Annotated in this window: 22 protein-coding genes; 11 read left to right on the forward strand and 11 right to left on the reverse strand. The window is 43.1% G+C overall.

The genetic code is table 11. The features are described from left to right. The first annotated feature begins 191 nt into the window (after window positions 1-191). Together G8759_RS14675 and G8759_RS14680 are read left to right on the forward strand one after the other, a co-directional pair. Window positions 192-863, forward strand: a complete 672-nt coding sequence (locus G8759_RS14675; protein WP_167209153.1) for a DUF2975 domain-containing protein — start codon at window positions 192-194, stop codon at window positions 861-863. A gap of 4 nt (window positions 864-867) precedes the next feature. Beyond that, window positions 868-1119, forward strand: coding sequence for a helix-turn-helix domain-containing protein (locus tag G8759_RS14680; RefSeq protein ID WP_167209155.1), 252 nt, complete (start codon window positions 868-870; stop codon window positions 1117-1119). A gap of 59 nt (window positions 1120-1178) precedes the next feature. On the opposite strand, the gene G8759_RS14685 is transcribed toward G8759_RS14680, so the two are convergent. Beyond that, complete coding sequence (locus tag G8759_RS14685; RefSeq protein WP_167209158.1) at window positions 1179-1721, reverse strand: RNA polymerase sigma factor; 543 nt, start codon at window positions 1719-1721, stop codon at window positions 1179-1181. Between the two features lie 272 nt (window positions 1722-1993). Here G8759_RS14685 and G8759_RS14690 point away from each other — a divergent pair, with 272 nt between their 5' ends. Together G8759_RS14690 and G8759_RS14695 are read left to right on the forward strand one after the other, a co-directional pair. After that, window positions 1994-2152, forward strand: coding sequence for a hypothetical protein (locus G8759_RS14690; protein WP_167209160.1), 159 nt, complete (start codon window positions 1994-1996; stop codon window positions 2150-2152). A gap of 80 nt (window positions 2153-2232) precedes the next feature. Then, complete coding sequence (locus G8759_RS14695) at window positions 2233-2406, forward strand: hypothetical protein (RefSeq protein ID WP_167209162.1); 174 nt, start codon at window positions 2233-2235, stop codon at window positions 2404-2406. A 590-nt stretch (window positions 2407-2996) separates the two neighbouring features. On the opposite strand, the gene G8759_RS14700 is transcribed toward G8759_RS14695, so the two are convergent. After that, window positions 2997-3680, reverse strand: coding sequence for a hypothetical protein (locus tag G8759_RS14700; protein ID WP_167209163.1), 684 nt, complete (start codon window positions 3678-3680; stop codon window positions 2997-2999). A 372-nt stretch (window positions 3681-4052) separates the two neighbouring features. Here G8759_RS14700 and G8759_RS14705 point away from each other — a divergent pair, with 372 nt between their 5' ends. After that, window positions 4053-4532 (forward strand): hypothetical protein, encoded by a 480-nt coding sequence (locus G8759_RS14705; protein ID WP_167209165.1) that lies wholly within the window; start codon window positions 4053-4055, stop codon window positions 4530-4532. 767 nt (window positions 4533-5299) lie between these two features. Here the strand turns inward: G8759_RS14705 and G8759_RS14710 are convergent. The 3 genes from G8759_RS14710 to G8759_RS14720 all read right to left on the reverse strand — a co-directional run bounded on the left by G8759_RS14710 (window position 5300) and on the right by G8759_RS14720 (window position 6863). Continuing rightward, window positions 5300-5677 carry a hypothetical protein gene (locus G8759_RS14710; RefSeq protein ID WP_167209167.1) on the reverse strand — a complete coding sequence of 126 codons (378 nt, stop codon included), beginning with the start codon at window positions 5675-5677 and terminating at the stop codon, window positions 5300-5302. Continuing rightward, window positions 5631-5918 (reverse strand): hypothetical protein, encoded by a 288-nt coding sequence (locus G8759_RS14715; protein ID WP_167209169.1) that lies wholly within the window; start codon window positions 5916-5918, stop codon window positions 5631-5633. Before G8759_RS14715 ends, G8759_RS14710 begins: the two co-directional genes overlap by 47 nt. A gap of 729 nt (window positions 5919-6647) precedes the next feature. Beyond that, window positions 6648-6863: a hypothetical protein gene (locus G8759_RS14720; RefSeq protein WP_167204109.1), complete on the reverse strand. Its 216-nt coding sequence runs from the start codon at window positions 6861-6863 to the stop codon at window positions 6648-6650. 177 nt (window positions 6864-7040) lie between these two features. On the opposite strand from G8759_RS14720, the gene G8759_RS14725 reads away from it, so the two are divergent. From G8759_RS14725 to G8759_RS14735, 3 genes are all read left to right on the forward strand, one after another. After that, on the forward strand, window positions 7041-7562 hold the full coding sequence (locus tag G8759_RS14725; protein WP_167209171.1) for a LexA family protein: 522 nt from the start codon (window positions 7041-7043) through the stop codon (window positions 7560-7562). Beyond that, window positions 7519-8808, forward strand: coding sequence for a Y-family DNA polymerase (locus tag G8759_RS14730; RefSeq protein WP_167209173.1), 1290 nt, complete (start codon window positions 7519-7521; stop codon window positions 8806-8808). Before G8759_RS14725 ends, G8759_RS14730 begins: the two co-directional genes overlap by 44 nt. A gap of 85 nt (window positions 8809-8893) precedes the next feature. Then, a complete protein-coding gene (locus G8759_RS14735; protein WP_167209175.1) occupies window positions 8894-9124 on the forward strand; it encodes a hypothetical protein in 231 nt (76 codons plus the stop codon). Between the two features lie 158 nt (window positions 9125-9282). On the opposite strand, the gene G8759_RS14740 is transcribed toward G8759_RS14735, so the two are convergent. The 6 genes from G8759_RS14740 to G8759_RS14765 form a co-directional block, all read right to left on the reverse strand. After that, window positions 9283-9492 (reverse strand): hypothetical protein, encoded by a 210-nt coding sequence (locus G8759_RS14740; protein ID WP_167209177.1) that lies wholly within the window; start codon window positions 9490-9492, stop codon window positions 9283-9285. 425 nt (window positions 9493-9917) lie between these two features. Beyond that, complete coding sequence (locus G8759_RS14745) at window positions 9918-10562, reverse strand: hypothetical protein (RefSeq protein WP_167209179.1); 645 nt, start codon at window positions 10560-10562, stop codon at window positions 9918-9920. Window positions 10563-11280: 718 nt separating this feature from the next. Then, window positions 11281-12099 (reverse strand): DUF5694 domain-containing protein, encoded by an 819-nt coding sequence (locus G8759_RS14750; protein ID WP_167209181.1) that lies wholly within the window; start codon window positions 12097-12099, stop codon window positions 11281-11283. A 1531-nt stretch (window positions 12100-13630) separates the two neighbouring features. Beyond that, the gene (locus tag G8759_RS14755) at window positions 13631-14197 is read right to left on the reverse strand and encodes a hypothetical protein (RefSeq protein WP_167209183.1); all 567 of its coding nucleotides are present in this window, start codon (window positions 14195-14197) and stop codon (window positions 13631-13633) included. Window positions 14198-14722: 525 nt separating this feature from the next. Continuing rightward, window positions 14723-15475, reverse strand: coding sequence for a DUF1835 domain-containing protein (locus tag G8759_RS14760; protein ID WP_167209185.1), 753 nt, complete (start codon window positions 15473-15475; stop codon window positions 14723-14725). 241 nt (window positions 15476-15716) lie between these two features. After that, window positions 15717-16532, reverse strand: coding sequence for an alpha/beta fold hydrolase (locus G8759_RS14765; RefSeq protein WP_167209187.1), 816 nt, complete (start codon window positions 16530-16532; stop codon window positions 15717-15719). Window positions 16533-17060: 528 nt separating this feature from the next. Here G8759_RS14765 and G8759_RS14770 point away from each other — a divergent pair. The 3 genes from G8759_RS14770 (at window position 17061) to G8759_RS14780 (ending at window position 21853) form a co-directional block, all read left to right on the forward strand. Further along, complete coding sequence (locus G8759_RS14770) at window positions 17061-17525, forward strand: DUF5990 family protein (RefSeq protein WP_232074260.1); 465 nt, start codon at window positions 17061-17063, stop codon at window positions 17523-17525. A gap of 347 nt (window positions 17526-17872) precedes the next feature. Next, window positions 17873-19396, forward strand: a complete 1524-nt coding sequence (locus tag G8759_RS14775; RefSeq protein WP_167209189.1) for a sensor histidine kinase — start codon at window positions 17873-17875, stop codon at window positions 19394-19396. A gap of 942 nt (window positions 19397-20338) precedes the next feature. Then, window positions 20339-21853 (forward strand): WG repeat-containing protein, encoded by a 1515-nt coding sequence (locus G8759_RS14780; RefSeq protein WP_167209191.1) that lies wholly within the window; start codon window positions 20339-20341, stop codon window positions 21851-21853. Window positions 21854-22010: the final 157 nt, after the last annotated feature.

Below are 22010 nucleotides of genomic sequence, written 5' to 3' on the forward strand. Positions count from 1 at the left end.
ACAAACCTAAAGGCCGTTGCGGTGATCTGCTCTTTGACCAATGGGTCACGGGCTTTGTAGGTGTAAGTTTGAACAAAGGTTCGACAATTAATTAATCAATAAATAATTACTGAATAACTGTGAATAAATATTGATATTCAATAAATAATAGTTTCTTTTGCATGATTTATCAGGTCAAACTATTCAGGCACATGGAAAAGAATTCTGCATCCTGGGTATTCCCAGTGGTAAAGGGACTTGTTAGTTTCTTCTATTATTTTCTGGTGGTTGCTCTTCTCATTTTTATCCTGGCCTGCTTATTGAAGGTGCAGGGAACGCAACTGAAAAATTTTACCTTCCAGACCAAGTATGTTACCCTGGGTAAAGAGCCTGCCGGTTATGTATCCGTCCCAGTAGCCTGGGGCTCCGACGATACCAAAACAGTAACTGAATCAGGACAACCGCCTATTTTTCTACAGCAAAAACGGGGACAGTTACAGGTGCCACTCCTTTCCAAACCGGGCATCCTGGTAATGCTACTGGGCTTCGTTGGCTTAATCACAACGGTCTGGACATTTGGGTTACTTCGACAGATTTTTATCACAGTGCAAACCCAATCTCCTTTTCAGGCTGCGAATGCCAGGCGTATTACGACCATGGGATTTTTGTTTCTTGGGCAAACACTGGTAGAAGTGGCCCTCAAACTGGCTCTCGTGTTCCAGACCAGGCCTTTTATAAAACAACTGCCATCAAATTATCAGGATCACATCAGTGTTGACATGAACCTGGATGGCCCCTGGTTACTGGGATTAATCTTATTAGCTTTAGCCCAGATCTACCGGCGAGGCATTGCGTTTCAACTTGAAAGCGAATTAACGGTCTAATTGTATGGCAATTATTGTCAATCTGGATGTCATGTTGGCCAGACGAAAGATGTCCCTTTCTGAATTAGCCCAGAAAGTGGATTTAACCCTGGCCAATCTATCCATTTTAAAAACGGGCAAAGCCCGAGCGATCCGCTTCAGTACCCTGGACGCAATTTGCCAGGCGCTTGATTGTAAACCAGGAGATATTCTGGATTATACAGCTGACGACCATGCTTCACCTGTATCGACGACTACTGAACTCAATCCGTATTAGGTTTTAGAGAGGGGGCTATGAAAAACCAACTCCAGTGTTAAACGTTACTCGGATTTTTCTTAATGACTCAGTCTGCTAATCAGTCGATTTAATTTATCCCTGGACCGCTTAAGACGCATTTTGATGGCACTTTCAGCTATATTAAGCTGCTGGCTAATCTGGTTGATGGACAGTCCATGTTCATACTTAAGGCGCAGAAGGGTGGCTTCCTGAGCAGGAAGGTCTTCCATTAATTGGTCGAGGGCCTGTAATTGAACTTCATCCGAAACAACTACTTCTTCCGCTAATTCCATTCCTTCCGGAAGTTCCTGCAGACTCATCCGTTTACCGATCCGAATTTGATCCAGACAGTAATTATGTGCTATCGAGTAAAGCCAGGTCGACGGAGCCGATTTCTGTTTGAATGTATCTAATTTGTTAAAAACCCGCATAAAGATCTCCTGGGTAAAATCCTGAGCGGCATCACTATCTCTGGTCATCGAGAGGCATTTCTGAAAGACCTTCTCAGCATATTGCCTGTAGAGCGTTTCAAAGTCGTCTTTTACCCATGTATTCTGTTGTCTCTTTTGATTCGGCTTTTGGCCTTTAAACAGATTAGGCATACAAATAATGGGATTTTAGGTCAAAAACAGTAACAAAATTAGGATTATAACCGGAACTACATGATTTAGTTACGTTAAGGTCGGTATGGCTTTAGATTTTAAGTGCCTGAAAAATAAAGCTTACTTATCGGTTAGTTTTGTTTTATGTGTCTAAAAGACACAAAAGCAGGGCCAATTATTAAAAAAATTAATTAACTTTTAATCCGCAGTACCTGATTTTTCAGAACGCTTATTTATTATATGGTAGGTTAGCCCTTTGACTACCTAAACATATGCGCTGTGGCAGACTCGAATACCTTTGTCGGCTATCAGGCGGCTACAAAACGACCACGGGTAAAGGCAATACATTCTTTAGTACTACCTCCCCGGCAAGGGCAATACCACAGGCAGCCATAACACGTTCGTCGGTAATGGAGCGGGACAGCCAATAGCGGCTCCGACGACAACGTCTACATTGGCTTTAATACCGGCAACCATGACAGTTGTTCACGCAATACTTTTCTAGGTGCCTGTGCCATCGCTCAAAACCTCATCGACGCTACGGCAATTGGAACAGGGGCTATCGTGGCCATCAGCGATGCTCTCATCTGAGGTACTCAAGCCAGTGTCGGTATTGGCACCTCAGCCCCAACTGCCCGACTTGAAGTCAACAGCGGAGCGGATAACGAATCGGGTGTTCGCCTGAGCAGACTCACAGCCAATAGCCCCATTCAACTAGCAACAACCGACAAGCTATTGACCGTCGATGCAACTGGTAATTTGGTCCTAACCTCAGCCGGGCGTTACTCGGTTCGAAGTGTGTCGGACTGGTCCGATAAGGTAATTATGTTGAGCTACCAACTGCGTTCGCTAACTGTGGTCGATAATACATTCAGATCAATCACCACTTGCCGGGTATTCCCTTAGCAGCTGAGGTTGTAAAGCAGGGCATTGATGCGGCTAAGATGGATGCCAAATTGCTGGTGAAGGTTGAGGGGCTGACCCTGTATAGATATTTAGTTAGAGAAGCAGTTGGCCCAAGAGAAACAGATGCAAGCAAGCTGTCAATCAAAGGCAACAAACGAAAATCGACCAATTGGAACGATTGGTCGAGCAATTGCTCGAGAAGAAATAAATGACTATTCGCTATCAATAGTAACATGAAACACCCGGTCTCAGGCTGAGCCGGGCGCTTTGATTTGGTAGGCTATGCCAATACGATACTTTATGAAAGGCTACTTTGAACTCCCGTTGTAGTAGCTTCTTCATGCTCAATAATCTCATGTCATCAAGCCTTTACAATCGACAGCCCAGGCTTACTGACAACTGTTGACCTTTTGTGGCTGATCCATCGGTATAGATCGTCTGTAAACCTTGATGATAAATAACATCGAGCGTGACCGGTCCAACATGAATACCACCACCGCCAAGACCATTGTAAGTTGAGCGACGCAGGGAAGTACCTCCGAGGGAATTGGGCGGATAATCCGCCGAGATTAAGGTCGTGACCTCAGCACCAACCTGGAGGTGTATACCAACTTTTTTCCCAAAACGAAGACCCAGATAAGTTGGAAAGACGAGTAGATTTTGCTTAATCTCGTCATAATCCGGCCCAGCGGGCGGTATACTTGTGGAGAGTGAGTTGGGTAGTGATCTATACGGAGTCGTTATGTTTCGATATTCTACCCCCAGTTGCCAGAACAACGTTCCACCTGTACGGCCGTAGACACCTGCTTGCCAACCTGAGAGATTTGTTTCACTAATGGTTGGATTGGTTTGGGTCCTATTTAAGCTACCATACAAACCAAAATAACCCGTATTCCACTGTCTTGGCGGTTTAGGAGCCGTGGTTTGCAGTTCCCGATAGCTGATGGCTCCTGTCACCATATGGGTGGGATTATTCCAGCCATAGGCAGGTAGAAAAAAACCTTCTAGAAGCAATAGGCAAATAACGGAGGTAACGACAACCAGGCGGATCATGAGTGAGTATGATTGGGACTTGCAAGGTAAACTCTGTAGGATACCTATGCAACCCCGAATCGACGGAATGGCTTTGCTGATCTCCAAAGGTTAGTATTTTTCAATAGTCATCAGGTATTTGGGAAGTTCTTTTTTTACAGTGGGTTGCATTCGGTAAAATTGTTTTATAGGTGGATTGGCTACGGCAAAAGCCAACTACCTGTTATATAGTTACGCAGGTGTGGCTATTTACCCTCGTTTCTAGTCTCAAATAACAAATTTAAGGTAGCATTTAGGCGCTAACCAGCTTTTGCAAAAGTCACCACTTATATAAAAGATTGTAGAACATTCCTAAGATTAAACGATTTAACAATAATCTAAACACTTAACGGGATGAAAAAGCAACTTATCATTTTGGGAATTACCCTATGTACAGCTTGCCAACGCGATGCGCCAACTAGTCAGCCGGTATTAGCCCTCGATGCAGCTACAGTAATAGCGGGTACTTACAGGGCTAACCTGGTCCGTATTCCCGACGTAAAGTCCTATCCCATTAATGGGAAGACGATAATGTTTCAGATAGAACGAATATCGCCTGACTCAGTACGAGTTAAAGTGCAAGCACCTGCCAACGGCATTTATTCGCCTGCCAGAGATACTACCTACAACAAAGTTTATGTACTGACAAAGCCACAAGGCTACTATTTGACATTGGAAACAGACACAACCCAGCCAAATAATCAGTTGGGAAGCGAACTGGTTATTGCACCACCTGTTCCACCAACTACCTCACCGAATTGGGCTTCCTATGTATTTCTGCCTCCGGGTTATAAATTAGGTCGTGTAGCAGCTGAGTTTATTAAAGTCAATTAGCATTGATCAAAGACTATTGAACAGCTCAAACTCAGTTAGCTTCTTTAGATAATTTCTTTACATAATCGGAGTGGCTGTTGCAAAAATCTATCATCGCAACACATAACTCTGTGAGTAGGCTATTTTTATCATTCAAAAGCCAAAACTAGATGATTTGTTTGGCAGTCCAGCCTCATGCCGGACTTTTGCAACAGCCACTGACCTTAACCAGGCATAGAGTGAGGGTGCAAAAAACCAGATGCACAATTCCGATGGGTTCGAATCGGCAGTCCTCTGCATCGCTCGTGAAAGCCATAGCCTCGGGGATTGCTCAGAAGTGGGCTTTTATGACCATCCAATGTGTTTTTGGCCCCATATTTTCACAGCTCTGATTAGAAGCCTTTTAACAACTTGGTGTGATATCGGAAAGCCTAATCAATATCATTTATTATAACGAGAGGCTATGCCAAGAGGGATTATCAGATCTAGTTCACACCAAGTACTCGGTCCAGTAGATAATCGCATCAGGTTCCTGGTGGTCGATGAGCAGGTAACAATTAATGCTCTAAATCATCCCGATTTGAAGAAATGGGTAGATACTTCAGCTTTTGAAACTAACCGTCTCTACTCTCCTACTTTGCCAGCGTGCAGCAAGAACCTACGTAATGATCATCACTATGTCCTGCTAGCAATTTGGTATCTTATGATGTTCCTATAGATCTAGTTGTGGGACGCTTCTAAATGAAAATAGCCCCGAGTTGGGGCTATGTGTTTGGCTGAGATGTTGGTTAGCCGGAGACTCGATTGCCAAGTGCGATTAGTCCACCACCTACCAGGCCGTTTCCAACTGCACCACCGCCACCATAAAGGCTATCACTTTTAACGAGGCCGTTACCTATAAATCCGACTGGACGAGCGCCTTGAATACCGATAAGCCCAGCACCGCTGACACCCACAGGGCCAGAACCCTGAATATCAACTGATCTCGAGCCATCTAGCTCGCCTGAGCCGTTTTTCACGTATTTAATTATCCCATAGACTGCCACAGCAAGAAGGGATGCAGCGCCAAAAACAATGCCAATAGTAGTGGTCGTTTTTTTATTCATAACGTCTTGTTTTTTAGTTTTTAACACCATGCTTTTCAAAACCGGCACAAACGATTCCATGACCCACACGATCGCCATCGGCAAAGCCTCTTTCGAAGCCTCCGCTCAAGGAGTTCCCGGTACCGTGCCCACCCATTAAATACATTTCTGGCCGAACACCCTCACCTCCGGTAATGTTGCGCGTCCCGCTTTGTTCAGATTTTCCCTTTGTTACTGAGCCTCCAGAGAAGACATGCGCACCACTTCCGCCGAGGGAAACTAGTAAGGCAAATACTAAAACAGACGTGAGTTTGTTAATCATGGTGCTTGAAATATATCTACATAATTTATACGCACGAACGGGCAAAAAGTTTACTGGTAAATGCAAAAAAATAAAGATTTCTCTGAATATAACTATCCCTATATGATCAAATCTTTATTATAATGACCAGATAAGGCGATCCTAACTAATGAAGGAGAGAAAATGAAACCTCTTTTATCCGCTGATTTAAGGTAATAAATGTAAAGAAAGTGGGTAATTGGCAAATGCATCAATAAGCCTTGTAGCGAGCAGGAATCTGGTTGGTTATCAGCGAACCCGTTCCTGCTTTCGGCTGGCATTAAAGGGTGAGAAAAGTGTATAAGGCAATCTGGCATGTTTTAGATAAACTATATATATTTAACTATTATTTTATCCAGAACACACCGATGCCGTCTCTTAAAATTCTTACCCAACACCAAGGTGAGCCAGTCTGGCTGCAAGGCGATCGCAGCTATACCTGGCTGTATTTCGATAATAGGACTTAACAGTTGTTTGCGCTCAGCCTGAGCAAATTTCTTGCCCGATTCCCCTATTTAGTCAGAACCCACAAACAGGCTGCCATTAATCCCCGATGCGTTCTAAACTAGCACTTGGCAGATTGGCGCCATGCATGCGTCTGGGTTGGGTTGGCTTGTCCCGCTACGCCCAACAAAAACCCGTGGCACGTCGGAGGGTAAAAGCTCTGGTCAACTTACAGCCAATCAGCACCGACAGCCTTTGCACTAGCCGCTAGGCACAAATCCGAACCCGTGCCAGCAGGATATCCGAGCGCTTAAACTGGCGCTTCATTTCGGTATACACGTACTCGATGGCTTCATCCGGGTCAGGCGCTGCTACGGATAGATCTTCATCAGTTCGAAGACACGTTTTAGCCGGGTCCATGACGTCAAACATTACCCGAATGATGTGTTTGGTAGAGCGGGATTGTTTCTGGCTGGTTGTCATATATATAATCGATAAGCCGGATAAAAAAGACCCAGCCAGGCCAGGTCTTTTCCGATTACTTGTTGCAAACCGCCCCTGAACCACCAAAGGCGATGCCCAAAGATACAAATCTATATGCGCTATTTGTATTATATATAATAAAATAATATCATAGCAGCAATTTCATTGCGAACTGATATGATCGACACCATTAAGCCAGCCAATATCTGGCACATTGATCCGGCCGAGCGGGTTCCTATCCCCTTTTACCAGTCGCCCGTATCGGCAGGCTTTGGCAATCCGGCTGAGAACTATCTGCGCGCCCGACTCTCGCTGGATCAACTTTGCATCGAACACCCCGATGCATCTTACTTTGTGGAGGTGGACGGTGATTCGATGATTGCTGATGACATCCGGCCCGGCTCTATTCTGGTGGTCGATGCTTCACATACCGTCGAAACCGGCAAGATCATTGTCTGCTGGGTTAATGGGGAATGCTACGCCAAACGCTTCGTTCGCTTTGAGCGCATGATTGCCCTGTTTCCTTCCAATCCGGATTATCTACCTATTTACGTCCACCTGGATATTGACCAGTTTTCGGTGCTGGGCGTGGTGATTCGTATCGTCTCCAAACCTCCTAAATGGGACAGTGAACAAACTAAATCAGCCATCAACCATGTACGGACTTATCGACGTGAACGCAATGTACGTGAGCTGTGAGCGAGCGTTCAATCCCAGACTCAATGGTGTACCCGTGGTCGCTGTTGGCAACAACGATCACTGCGTGATTGCGCGTAGTAACGAAGCCAAAATACTGGGTATTAAAATGGGACAGCCATTATTTCAGATTCGGGAATTAATCGATGAGCATAACGTGCAGATCTGCTCCTCCAACTTCGAATTGATCGGTGATATGTCGGCCCGGATGATGAGCGTTCTGGCGCAGTTTGCCGACGATGTAGAACCCTATAGCATCGATGAAGCCTTCATTCAGGTTAATACCCACTTCGACGGCATCTATCCGTCCTATCAGGGTCTGGGCTATGCGATACGGGATACGATCGGGCAGTGGCTCCGTCTTCCTGTCTGCGTTGGTTTTGGGATAACCAAGACACTGGCCAAAGTGGCCAACAAACGAGCCAAGGCCAAGCCAGAGCTGGGCGGTGTCTGCGTGATCACTAACGGAGAAAGCGCCGAAGAAGCCCTTCGGGAGTTTCCGGTCAAAGATCTGTGGGGCATCGGTTCGCAGTACGCCCGCTTGCTGAAGAAAAACGGGATTGAAACCGCCTGGCAACTTCAACGCATTGAAGACCTGGACTGGGTGCGGGATCGCATGACGGTGAATGGCCTTCGGATGGTGTATGAGCTGCGGGGTTTTCCTTGCCGGTTGCTGGAAGTAAATGCGCCCCCGAAAAAGACCATCTGCACCGCTGTTAGCTTTGGTAAACTCATTCCGGACTTGAAGAATATAACTGACGCGCTGACTACTTACTTAGCCCGCTGCTGTGAGAAGCTCAGAAAGCAGGAGTCACTGGCCCGGCATGTCACTGTGTTTCTTCATACGAACCCCAACCGCATCACACCTGGCAATGGCCTGCCTGCCAAACAGTATTCAGCCTCCCGATCGGTCAGGCTCCCGCACTATACTAACCACCTGCCAGACTTTCTGCGCTATGCCATCCCAGTGGTGGAAAGTTTGTTTCAGTTCGGCTATAATTATCAGAAAGTGGGGGTGATCCTAAATGACATTATTCCCGATACTATTCACCAGGGGAATCTGTTTGCCGAGTTTCCAACCGCGAAATCGCTGCACATCGGCAAAACCATTGACCGTATTAATCGCAAACATGGCCGGGATAAAGTCAGGCTGGCTTCTCAGCTACAGAGCCCCGACTGGTCGATGGTTAGGGGTAGTTTGAGCAGGCAATATACAACCGACTGGAACCAGCTATTGAAAGCAAAATAAGTAGTTCGAAGTCTCCATTGTATGAATGAATTGTCGTTGTTTTTTGTTCTCTAAATAGAACGTAAACAACTGTCTTTAAGCCTGTATGGAGTCCATTAAGTTGCACCAATTTGTCCCGATTTCAGGAGAGCAAAAACCGGCTCGGGTACCCCGTCGTAAGGTAAACGGCCCGGCTACTGCAGCTTTGCTGATCAAGATGGCTACGGAGATTCTCACGGCATCGCCAACCCTTCGTCATCAGACCAACATTACCCTGACCGATCTGGCCGCTGCTGAGAAAGTACGGAAAGCTCTATTGAAGACACCTCTTCAATAGAAATAAAAAGTCCGGATTAGCATAGTGCATGATCTTAGCCCATTGATAAGCTGCTTCTGAATTACCTGCTTTATTAAATTTTACTCGCAATTCCATCCCCCAGTTACTACCCAAACCAGGAAATGGTCAGCTATTTAGTAAACGTTAATGGATGTCCGCTATCTTAACCTGGCACCTGTGACCTCAAAAGGCAAAGGCGTTATATTTTTCACATCTAATTCAGGGGAGGTAAGGAAATAGCCACTTACATAAATTTTTAGGCTGTCTTTCCTGAACTCGTCCGGCAGGCTACAGGCACTCCAGGCAACGCCGTTACTGGCTATGAGTTGATAGCCGGTATATAATCCGCCCGATATTCTGACAAGCACAGACGATTCTGTTGCCTGGTGAGACCGACTTAATTTTAGATCAGGATAGCAGCTCGAAACTACTGAAGCAACCTCTTCTTTTTTGCAGCTTACCAGAACGAAGCTTATAAGAATCAGGACCAGACAATACCTCATATTTTTCAGTTTGTATTGAGACTCCATTGCTAGAATAAAGGTTGCAAAGCTGCTAAATAGAGAATGGGACACGGTCTATCGTATGGTTGCAAAAGTCGCTATAGCTATGATTTTAGTGTTCAACCGCTCGTTTCCAAAAAAAAATGCGCAAAAAAGCGTATCAATCGTCTTCAGAAGTTTTGCATCCACACAGCGGACTGTAGCCATTAACTTTAGGTTATTCGACAAAAACAATATGAGCGGGTCGTTGAACAGGGCTGCTGGTTCAGTCAAACCATACCCAGAAAGTTCTACAAAGCAGACTCCCTAAAGATTGTGGTTGGATTCGCATATTGCAAAAGTCCCTTCCATTTACCCCTCAAGCTGAGCCGTTGACCTGTTGTTGTATTCTCTAAAATACCTTCAAAGGAGCAAGTGAGTTGATAAGCACTAATCTGACGGCTAATGTCAATTTTGGATTTGGGTGGAATCTTAACCGTTAAGATGCCTTTGGGATCAAATCCATAAGGCTTTTGTTGCTCGATAGTGCTGAAGGAGTAGGTGTCGAGGGAGCGATCGAACAATGCATTGCCATACCAATGTTCAGGTACGCTTACTTCAAACTGACTGAGATCAAGTTCTTGGGGAAACTGGGTTGTTGGATCAAAGATAAACCGAGATGTTTTAACTAACCCACCAAAGCCCTCTTCAACCTGCTGAGTGGCAAGAATAGTGCCTGGATTCTGCACACGCTGGCCCTTTAATTGTAAAGTCGTTGTATCTACTCGATCCCCCGTTTGGAAGAAATAACGAACGTCCTTGAGTTCATACTGAGCTGGAGTCGCTTCAGGAGGATCAACCGCTTCAGGTTTTGAGCAGCCACTTAGCAGAGCGGCTATCGCTATACTAAGCGTTAAGCTATGGGAAAAAAATTTTCTGGCTAGTTGAGTAATCATGGGTAACAATCGAATTAAATGATGTCGATAGCTGATCTATTTATTATTAACATATAATCAGGCTTAAATTTAGTTAAGCGCAATGAGTTAGCTTTATACTCCATTAATTTCAACGTTTATAGCTTGTCCTATTAAGCAAACCCATGCTTGTTATATGGCATTCTGGAAGAGGTTTCTAACCTAAGCCAGTCAATACCAGCAGCGGACCGACTCACTGAACAATTACTATCTTTTGCAACAACGTGGCCGCTACACCGTAACAGGAACATTGCCCTTGGAATTATTTGAAAAAGTTGGCAGTCTATCCAGTGTCTACACCTGGTTTTAGAAACTATACCCGATTGTCAGCGATAAATTTCGGTTTCGATAATCTTCAGGAAGAGGAGCTATTTCTCGTTCGTTCGCTTCAGCGACATTTAACAAGCTCACTTGGTAGTCAAAACTTAAAACAACTTTCCTGTAGTCAATTCCAAGGCCTAAACATATTCCATATCTTCTCTTTTCAGGTTATAAGGTGAATATCGTCGGTACTCCTTGCCAAACGTATCGCTCGTGAATCGTTCTTCTTCTCTGACAGACACAGGTACTGTTTTCTCGTTTATTATCTCCTTGCCTCCAATCCCAAGTGTTCAAAACCAGCTAGAATAGGAAAGAGCACCTTAGAATATTAGCATGGGACAAACCAAAAGGCATACACCCGTGGTGACCACACCATCATCTAGTGGAGTACCTCACCTACATCTGTTAACCGAAGGGCTGAATTGTACTTCATGAACTCTTCGAGGACAGCCGTGTGCGCCGACCCAAACAAGACAACAATGCGTTTTTCGTTACCCGTCAACTGCTTTAGAATATTCGCATAGATGACCATATTGCGTCGCCACCATTCGCTGGTCAGATAGGCACCGACGTGATTGTTCAGTTTGCCTGCGCCAATGCATTGAAGATAAAAGGTGAGGATATCTCTTCGCGATTCCAGCGTGTTGTCAATCGTAAGCATCTCAGAAAGGGTATGCTTTGACAGATTTGCGTTAAACGATTGCTCGACCTGAGCAATCGTCGTTTGAATGGTTTGTTGCATTGCCTGCTGATTGGAAGAGGCCAATACCTTCATTAGGCTATCGTAGGGGAAGTCGGCATTTCTATAATCTGCTGCATAGAGGTGTGGGTGTCCCAAAGCTTTGGCCACCGGAAAGGCTAACTGGTAGATTTCGTTGGCTTTCAGGGTGAATTTCCCTTGTTGATAGAGACTAAAGAGCGAATCCCACTGGGCTTGCTGAGCCGGTTCAGCCTCAATGAAAACCTTATCGGGTTTGTAGGCAATGAGCTGATTGACTACGGTTTTTACTTCTTGCTGCCGTTTAGGGGAAAGAATATTGGCACTTTCAAACTTAGCGACATCGAGTCCAGGATTGTCGAAGTGAAAGGTTCCTAACAACAGTATCTCGACTGGCTTCTGCTGAGCATTTGTTGCGGTTGTTGTTAAGGAGAGCACCACGAGGGCTACCCTTAGGAGCTGATGGATATAGTGATACATGCTAGTGATAGGAGTAACTGGCTACTTTAGATTATTTGGGAAAAGGCACCAAATTATATCGTAGCTGTCGGGCTGAGCAAAAAAATCACCCTCACTCGTTGAAATCGCCATACCAAGCGTTTATTTGGCCCTATTAGTTGTATCTTAAAATACTGAGTCAATATCAATGGACAACAGGCATATGCTGCGGATTGCGTTGAAAAAAACAGTAAACTATAAACCTGGTATTTCGACAGGCACATTCTCAGGTAACGCTCCTATACGATACGAAGGAAACTTCATGCCTCTGGTCTTGTTTGCTTCAGGCAATGGCGGCCAATACATGATGTTGGTTCCCGCCTACAACCTAACGGCAGTTTTCACCGGTAGCAATTACGGCAACTGGCGTGGAAAGCTTCCCTTCGAAGTGCTTCTTAAATACATCATCCCCACAATTAAAAAAGTAAACAGTAGGTGATTGCGTACTGCCCAAAACGGACTGAAGCACTACGATTTGGCCGTACGACGGACGGTAGTAGTCATCCTATTAAGTAGGTGAATCAGGACTTCATCAAACAGGGGATAGAATCTTGATTCATCGTCATAAGCAACTCATTCTCAAAACGCTCCTTCTTGAGACGAAGGAACATTAATGCATCTGCTTCTTTTTCGGGCGTTTTGAGAAACAGCTATACACCTTATTTCTGACCCTCTTTGCGCCTAAAGTAAGTGAGGGTCATTCCATTATAACGATACACTCCGAAAAAAGATCCAACCAAAATACTTCAATCAGTAGCTTCTAAAATCCCAAAAAAGTTTTAGAGATTGCATTATTTCAATTACAGTTACCACGAACCTTCGCTATTTCTTATATACATTAATTGTGCGCTGGCTTTATATTTATTTCTGTAACTTCAAATTTTTTAAATAAATTTTCCCACAAAGAATTTCTTTACCGTTAAGTGTATAAAATAGATTCTGCTCCTTTAAGCTATATCCTGCTCTTATTGAACTTACCTTGGCAACTCGATTTTGGTCCGATATTTAGTTTTATGACATAGAAATCACTCGATTCTTTTGGGTTAATCGTTCTTTTAAACGAAGAATGTTTATGAATACTATTATCAAAAAAAGAGTCTAAATCTGCCAGATCATAACCAAACAAATCCTCTTAATCCGTGTCATTGTGACGGAAGTAAGGTTAATTTTTTTCGTAGTAATTGGGTTGAATCTCAAATGAATCGAACGGAAAATCAATCGTCAATTCAATAGGGTTATCTGTTTCATTGATTATTCGAGTGAAAAATACAGCTTAATAATATATCTCGCCATCAGGGTCAGTGTATTTTGTTGCACCTTTTGGGAGGCTGTTTTGTAGGATCAGGCTCTTACCGATAGAATCAGTTTACTCATATTTGGTGTCAATCCATCTGGAAATGGATACGTCTTTGGTTTCGGGCTTGATATTTTTTTTTACCTCCTGTTTTGTTTTGTCCACAGGAGGTAAAAAAAAACCGTTAACTATAAAGCATATATTTATTACATAATTTACTTAGCAACCGCCTTTGCGAGGGGCACGTTTATAAATTATTTTACTATCGCGTTCTACATAGTCGCCCGATACTATTGGATATGAATACTTGGGCGCGTGCGATACACTATGGCTTCTTATAATTATTTTGTCGTTAACTTTCAGGCTATGCAATTGCTGAAATTCATTGTTAAAGTTCAAAAAATTCTTGTCAGACTTTTCCGGCCCAAAACTAAGAATATAATCGTCGCCATTAATTCTGACCATCACTCCGAAACCTAATCGTGAGCCTGGCGGAAGAGAAAGAGAGGTTACCACAGCCTCCATATCGGTAAAAGCATTTATATGCTTCCTTATTTTAGCTTCACCGGCATTCACTTTTTTACCTTCGGGAGATACTTCCCATTTTTTGTACTTTATACCATCCGGGGTAGCCTCCCATTTTTTTCTTGCAGCTTTCCTTTCAGTGGCTGAGAGTGGCTTTGAGGTTGACTTTTTAGAAGCTTCATTTTTAATTTCACGATTTGCCAATACTAGGCCGCTTACCACAACCAGCGGTATAATTAGCGCATAAATTATTTTTTTCATATTTATCACAGGTTTAATTAAATAAATCTATTTCCTGAAAATCAGATCCGTTTAAGGCGTTCTTTTATTTTCAAGGATTTCAACAAAGCTAAAAGCTTCTATCCTATCGTCTGTTAATGACCAGTAAAAGAATGTTAACGAAACGTAAATGTTACTTTTACTGACTGCGGTGGATTTTTGATCCTAAGCAGATGGGCATATTGTACAAATATGTTGCCTATACAACGGTCTCGCAAAAACGCTCCTATTGGACTTATTAATAAACGGTAAATTAGGAAGGGGCAATGTCAACTGAAGCAGTGACTAGCACAACCATTTGTTGTCGGCATTTAATTGTGACTAACGACTAAAGTCTGGCGCTGTGGCGATAGTCTCTGATCGTTCAGCTCGAACCGAAACTGAGAAAATTATAGAGTTAATATTACCTTCAATTGCTCGGTGTTATTCGTTGGCCGGAACTTCTGCAGAATAGCGAACAGGACGATGAGATTAAATTAGTTCAGCCGCCTTAGCTCCATGCTCATGTTAGCGAAAGTGAATTACTTTGTCATACAGACTTTTTAATTGAGTGTCCCCAAAACCATAAATGCTTTCGCGGTTCCAAAATTCGTTGAACACTTTATGAAAATCAGTAGAAATATTTTTTGTGATGTCTTCAATAACTAGTTCGGGTCTTCCTTTTGTGCCATCTTCTGGAAAGCGGTCAACATGTGCCTTTACTACTTCTTGTAGATACGGAAAAGCTAACGATTGGTGTGTTGAGAGATTTGTCAACTCTTCAAGTTTGCCGTTTTTGTAAGCTTTCCACAACTCATGGCCGAAATTTATGTCGGCTTCACTAAAAGGAATTCTACCTGCATAACAAACTTTAAGTTCGTCTGAATTTGCTGGACCAAAGCCATTCCAAAATTCTTTACTGGCTTTGCCTAAATAAGAGGTATAAACAGCAAAAACATTTTTCTTTATTGGCAAACTATTGATAATTGAAACAACAAACCACATGTTTGCTTGACAAAATAAGTCATACTCAAACCAAAGATTAAACTCTGAATTATCAGGCGCATTTATTATTTTTTCAAATTCATTTACAACAGATTTATTGTATTCGGTTTCTGTTATCCCCAGGTATTTGGCTCTTGATTGCCAAAAGTCATGAAGGTTGTCCCCTGATAAGTCTCCATCAATAAGTCCTTCTCTAACAACAATACTATTTCCTTCAATTTTTGCGTCTGGAAAACTATAAGCCAGGGAGTCGCCATTTAAAATATTGTATACCATGACTGTACGTTTTTTTTTGCATTCCTGCTAACGGTTCAGGGCTTGGCGCAGGGGGAAATATTATTCCGTCTGCCGGGCCTTGGGCTCAAATCTAAAAAGAAATTCGTCCCTTCAGCATAGGTTCGTCAGCTCCGCTTGTTAAAGCTCATGTTAGCGGTTCTTGTTTCTGTCGTGTTGTAATTGATCCTACATCATTGCCTTAAGCGTCAAGGGTGTTTATCATACCTCAGTACAAATACCGTTACTTTAAAAAACTATTTAAATAGCCCAATATCGTTTGGGTCTGCATCATGAGGCTAACATGCCCTTCTCCGGGAATAATAGCCAACTGTGATTTTGGAGTGACACCAAAATCACTGGTTGCTACACCTCCTAGTAATTGATACGTTTTGATTAACTCAATTTTATCCATCCCGTCATTGTCGCCCGAAATCAATAATACGGGAGCCGTAATCGTTGCAATGTTGGAATCTCCCAGATCGTATGACGTCGTAGCGGAGGCAATCATCTGTTCCAGGAATTTTGTCCATTTTGTTTTATCGGGTGCTACTGCATCATAGGCGGCTTGCAAAGGTGTGTTATCAAAAAGTTCAGGCTTCAGGTTTTCAAATCCTTTTGTTACTTCAGGCAACCAACCACCGCTTTTATAAGCAGCAGAAATAATTACCAATTTCCTCAGCCGTTCAGGGCTTTGGATAGCAAATTGATAAGCTACAGAGCCGCCAAAGCTATATCCTACAATGTCCGCACTGTCAATATTTAGATAATCCATTACACTTTCCACATCACTTGCTAAAGTAGTGCGGGATAATTTTCTGTCCGAAAACGGTGTGTGTCCATGGCCCTGCATTTCAATGGCAATTACCTTTCGTGTTTTTGATAATTCAGGGATTAATCGCCCCCAATTCAAATCAATAGTGTAATACGCACCGTGCAGCAGAACGATAGGCATGCCTTCGCCATAAACTTCATAATAGACTTTAATGCCATTAACAGGCGCATAGCCGCTGTCGGAGGGCTTGTTATGTTGCGCGCTGGATTGGGGTGTTGTGGACATAACGATTGAATTAGTAGTATCAATTTAGTAACTATGCTTTTTATAAGTATTCATAACCGTCTTTAATTTTATCAAGGAATTCAATGTAAATATGGAACATGTTTTAGACCTCAGCAACGTGTAAATACGACAAATTCAGGGGCCTAACGCGACAAAGATGGACATTGCAGCGAAGATGACTGCCGCTTTACAGGACCGTTATCGCTCGTATATTCGGGTGTTTTGTCGTACTTTTTGTATTGTCACGACTGGGTTTCTTCCTAATGCCTGTTATGCTGAGACCTCCAGAAATACGGGGTAGAATGATCACGGTCTTTCCTGACAATATAGGATATATCCAAATTCTCAGTAAACCCTCCCACCTGAGTCGAATAGATACCCGTCATACATATACGTCAATAATGGGGCGTTTTAAGAAGCTATGAGTAGAACAACTTTCACACACTGTACCATTTACCATTATGACGCCCTTAGAAACCATCTTAAAATAGGCAAAAAAACAAAAATCGAACTTAACCAGAGACATTAATGATTATCAAGCAAGATATTATCGTTCGGATTGTCCTGCAAAAGCCGACGGAAGGGGTAGATTTCGGGCTTCAAAAGGGCAGTGGACATCCCTATGAAACGATACAGCTTCAGCAGGCCCTTGCGCAGGACATTCGATTTGAGTGCTCCGTCACCGTCAAAGGCGACCGACAGAAGGATGAAAAACCAGGTTTTTTCGGGCCTTTCGTCCAGGGCTCTCCGCCGGAAAAATTTATTTATATCGATATAGGTACCTACGCTGGTCAGACGGAATCTATCTGGGGACGGCGACTGAAAGTGCCGCTCCGCGGAATTACCTGGGATACCATCGAAGAAGTAATCACCTCTTCGGACTTAGTGCTGGAAACCCAGGTACCAGGGTCCGGAAAAGACGGAAGCCCAGCTTGTGCCACCGTAAAACCATTTGGCGGGTGGAAAATTAATAAGTTAAACGCCTACATGTAGGTCTGCCACAATGACTATTGTTACGATCATTCAGTTAAAATTATACGACAGGGAACAGAACCGCTAACGGATGCAACTGATTGTTTTAGACTGAGTGTAAAAATCATTGTCCCAAAAAGCTCCCGCCTGAGACGAAGTAATTTTCATCTATTTACTCCTTAAATAGAGCATTTCATGCGACACTATCTACTTTTCGTACTATTTTAGGAAGTACGAAAATAGTTCTAGTAAAAATTTGGGGGGTTACGAGCCCCGGTTCCATTATGGGTAATCATTTTTCGTACTTTAAGAAGAAAAGTAGGAAAGCATATGTTGAACAACTGATCATTATTTTAGTTTGTGCCCGCATGGATGCAAACGAGTCACCAGAATTACTCCAGGCCGTATTAGCCAATTCGCTTACCAATATTTATGCTGCTAATGCAGTTCGCCATCACAATACAGGCCAAATAATCGACTTTCGCATTACACTCGTCAACCCAACTTTTAGGGATCGGAGTGGATTTTCTGGTGAGCACCTGAGGGCCAATTCTCTATTGACCCTCTACCCAGAATTGTCTCAGTCAACCCTCTTTGAGCGGTTCATTCAGGTCATTGAAACGGGTCAGCCATTTCGGGGTGAAGAATATTTTCCAAACCGAAGTAGCTCTTTCTGGTACGACATGTCGTTGAGTAAATTTGATGATGGTATTGTGGTCAACTTCATCGACGTGACGGCCAAACACCAGACACAACAGGAAATACTACAACAGGCGCAGCTGCTTCAAGCCACATTGGATGGCTCTATTAGTAGTATTCTGGCGGTAACGGCCATTCGTGACGAGCATGGACAGATTATTGATTTCAGGATGGATAAGGCCAATCAGGCCGTTGAGCGCAGTTTATCTATACCGCCTGAACAAATCGAAGGCCGGAAACTGCTGGAAATGTTTCCAGGTAATGTAGAGAACGGTTTTTTTGATCTATACGTCCAAGTGGCTGAAACGGGCATACCTCAGCAGGCTACCCAACATTACAAGGATGGTAATGGTTTGGATGGCTGGTTTGAGGTTTCTGCCGTGCGACAGTCTCCTGAAAAAGTCGTTATTACGTTTTTCAATGTCACCGAAAGCAAACGTTTGGAGCGAAAACTTCGTGATTCCAATCAGAGCCTTAACGAGTTCGCGGCTATAGCCTCGCATGATTTGCAAGAGCCGTTGCGTAAGATCACATCGTTCAGTCAATTGTTGATCGAGCAATACGCGCAGGCTCTGGGTGATGGTGTCGATCTTGTGAATCGGATGCAATCGGCGGCTAAACGGATGCAGATGCTGATTAAAGATTTACTGGACTACTCTTCCCTTTCAAAGGATGAGGCAACGGCCCATCATCCCGTCGATTTAGATAGTTTAGTGAATGAGGTGCTGACTGACTTAGAATTTACTGTACAGGAAACTCGAGCGAAGATTGAGGTGGGTGAGCTTTGTATCCTGATGGGCAACTCGTTTCAATTGCGGCAAGTATTTCAGAATTTATTATCTAATGCGCTGAAATTCACGAAGCCAGGAGTACCGCCCCATATTAAACTGAGCTGTGATAAAAAGACTCGGGCGGAACTCCCAACGGGTCTGCGTTTACTGACCAAACCCATTGAATCCTATTGTCAAATTACAGTGGCCGATCAGGGCATCGGTTTTGATGAAGCCTACCGGGATAAGATTTTTGACGCTTTCCATCGCTTGCATGGCCGTAATAGTCCCTATATGGGTACCGGTATCGGCCTGGCTATTGTTCGCAAGGTGATGGATAATCATGATGGTGGTGTTACAGCGTTTAGTCGTCAGGGAGAAGGCACGAGCTTTGCCCTCTACTTCCCTGCCATAGTGTACTAGTCACGCTTCGCCCGAAAGACTTATTACTCAATAGGAACCTGTAACTAGCAGTTACTTACTCTCACAAATTGCTCCCGCCTGAAACGATAGAATCTTCAATCATATGCTTAAAAATGGGGCGATTGATTAGACTCACTGAATTAGTGAAATAATTGCTACGTGAAGTCGTGACCCACATAAATTAATTCAACCCTTATTTTAATAACAGCTGGTTTACAACTCCCGACAGCGAGCAGTACTTTACCAAAAGCAGTAATACCAGCTAGTTGTAAAAATACGAAAGAAACGGGATGTACCGGATTAGTGCATTACCGGCAACAGCCCTTTCAATTACATGCATGACGAGAGTTTGGTTTACAGGCGAATATATACGTTTTCCCTATAATGTATAGCAGTTAACTGTTGTAGAGATTTATATACAGACCGATACCCTCCCGTTTCAGTTTGTTTGGCTTGGGCAAGAAATCTGCCTGCTTCGGAAAGAGGATGATCACGTTGAGAAATTTGAAAAAGGGTGAAAAAGGAAAGGTTTTTTACGTATTGAGATGTGAGATAGATACCGCCTTACAGCATACTTTGAGAAGTAGAGGTCAAGCCCACCCGAACACATTGCCCTAAATGACAAAAATAATTTTACCTAAACTGTTACCTCGATTAGCTCAGCGGTATTTATTGTACACAACAACTACCTGTTGCCAGGTAAAAAATTATACCATCCAAAACCATCTGTTCTGTTCTCGCTCTCCCCCTTCCCGGCTTTTGATCTTTCATATACAAGCCTATTAAAAAAATCGTGTGACGACTGTTACCTCCCATTGTCTATAAGGAATACAACCGTATAGGCCAGATGGAATCGTCAACGTCTACTGGCCTTGCCCAATGTTGCAATTGGCAAATCTTTAACTCACTCTTCATTCCCGCCCAAAATCTGTAGTACTCTTTATGGAAACTACCACCACCCCTCAAAAGCCCAAGAAATGGTATAACAAAGTCTGGTTAGCTGTTCTCTCCGGCTTGCTTTTATTCCCGGTGAACAGTTATGTACTTTGGAAAAACACAACCATTCGCAAGCTCTGGAAAGTACTTATTTTTATCGTATCCCCCTTTTTCACTCTGCTGACAATAGGTCTCCTAACGCTTACGTATTTATTTGTTTCCCCTCTGGTTAAGGAGATCAGCCAAACCCTGTCGGATAAAATATCAGCCAGGCCGGAAGATGATAGGCCTAAAGTATTTTATGACTTGACTACCGCCCTCGCCGGGTATAAAGACTCCGATGGGGAAATAATCATTCCAGCAAAGTATGATTATGCAAGTGACATCGTTGACAGCTCAGCCGTTGTCTGTCAGGATGGGAAATACGGCTATATTGATGATGCAGGCAACCAATTACTGCCCTTACAATTTGAAGAGGCTTTTACATTTATTGATGGGGTCGCTGTTGTTAAAAAGGGAGGACAATGGATGACCATTGATAGCAAAGGGCAAACATTGAAGACATTGAACTACGATGATATATTTCAGATGGACAGTTTATACTGTTCTGAGAAAGATGCCTTATACGGCTATCTGAATGATAAAGGCGAAGAAATTATGAAACCGAAGTTAACGATTCCCTATTTTTTTCGTAACGGCTTAGCGAATTTCGGACATTATGAGAATGGGAATGTATACATGAATACAAGATTAAAGCTTGGGTTATTCGTTGAGTGTACAAAAGGTGATGATTTTAGTGACGGACTCGCTGCTGTAATTAGAAATGGTAAGGTTGGTTTTATTAATACAAAAGGAGAGTTAGTTATTCCTGCCGAATATGATTACCAGGAGCGGAATGGTATGACCTTTCTTCCATCCTTTTACTTAGGTCGTGCCAGTGTTGAGAAAAATGGCAAACATGGTTTTATCAATAAAAAGGGGGAAACAATTATTCCATTTAACTACGATGATACGGGTTCCTTTTTTGAAACAGGGATCACATCAGTTGAAATTAATAAAAAACATGGTGCTATTGATACGTTAGGCAACTTCGTTATTCAACCTATCTACGAAAGTTTAAATGATTTTTATTCCGAAGAAGCGGTCAGAGCTAAGCTAAATGGCAAATATGGTTTTGTAGATAAAACAGGAAAAGTTATTGTACCGTTTATTTATGACCTGGCTTATGACTATAATCAAGGGGCACCCTTTGTTCAGCGAAATGGCAAATGGGCTCTGTTGAATAAAGAAGGAAAACCGATCACACCGTTTCAATTTGAGGGCGTCTATGGCAGATTTTCCGAAGGGTTAGCCTGCGTTAAATTAAATGGAAAATATGGCTATATCAGCAAATCAGGAAAGGTTATAATTGATTATAAATTTGAAAACGGGGAAAATTTTTCAAACGGCGTAGTTAGTAGGTATAACAATGGCAGGAAATATATTTATGATAAAAAGGGCCGGGAAATTAGGGTTGAATAATGCATGACTGACTATATAATGAGCCAATTAGCTTGACTGGACTAGTTGAAAAATAATCAGAACACAGGCAGATTAGCTATACAGAAAGGCCGGGAGGATCTCTTCCCGGCTTTTTATTTTTGATTTAGTACGGACAACCGATTGCTTTTTTGTCTAA

The sequence above is a fragment of the Spirosoma aureum genome, from assembly GCF_011604685.1.
GTDB lineage: Bacteria > Bacteroidota > Bacteroidia > Cytophagales > Spirosomataceae > Spirosoma > Spirosoma aureum.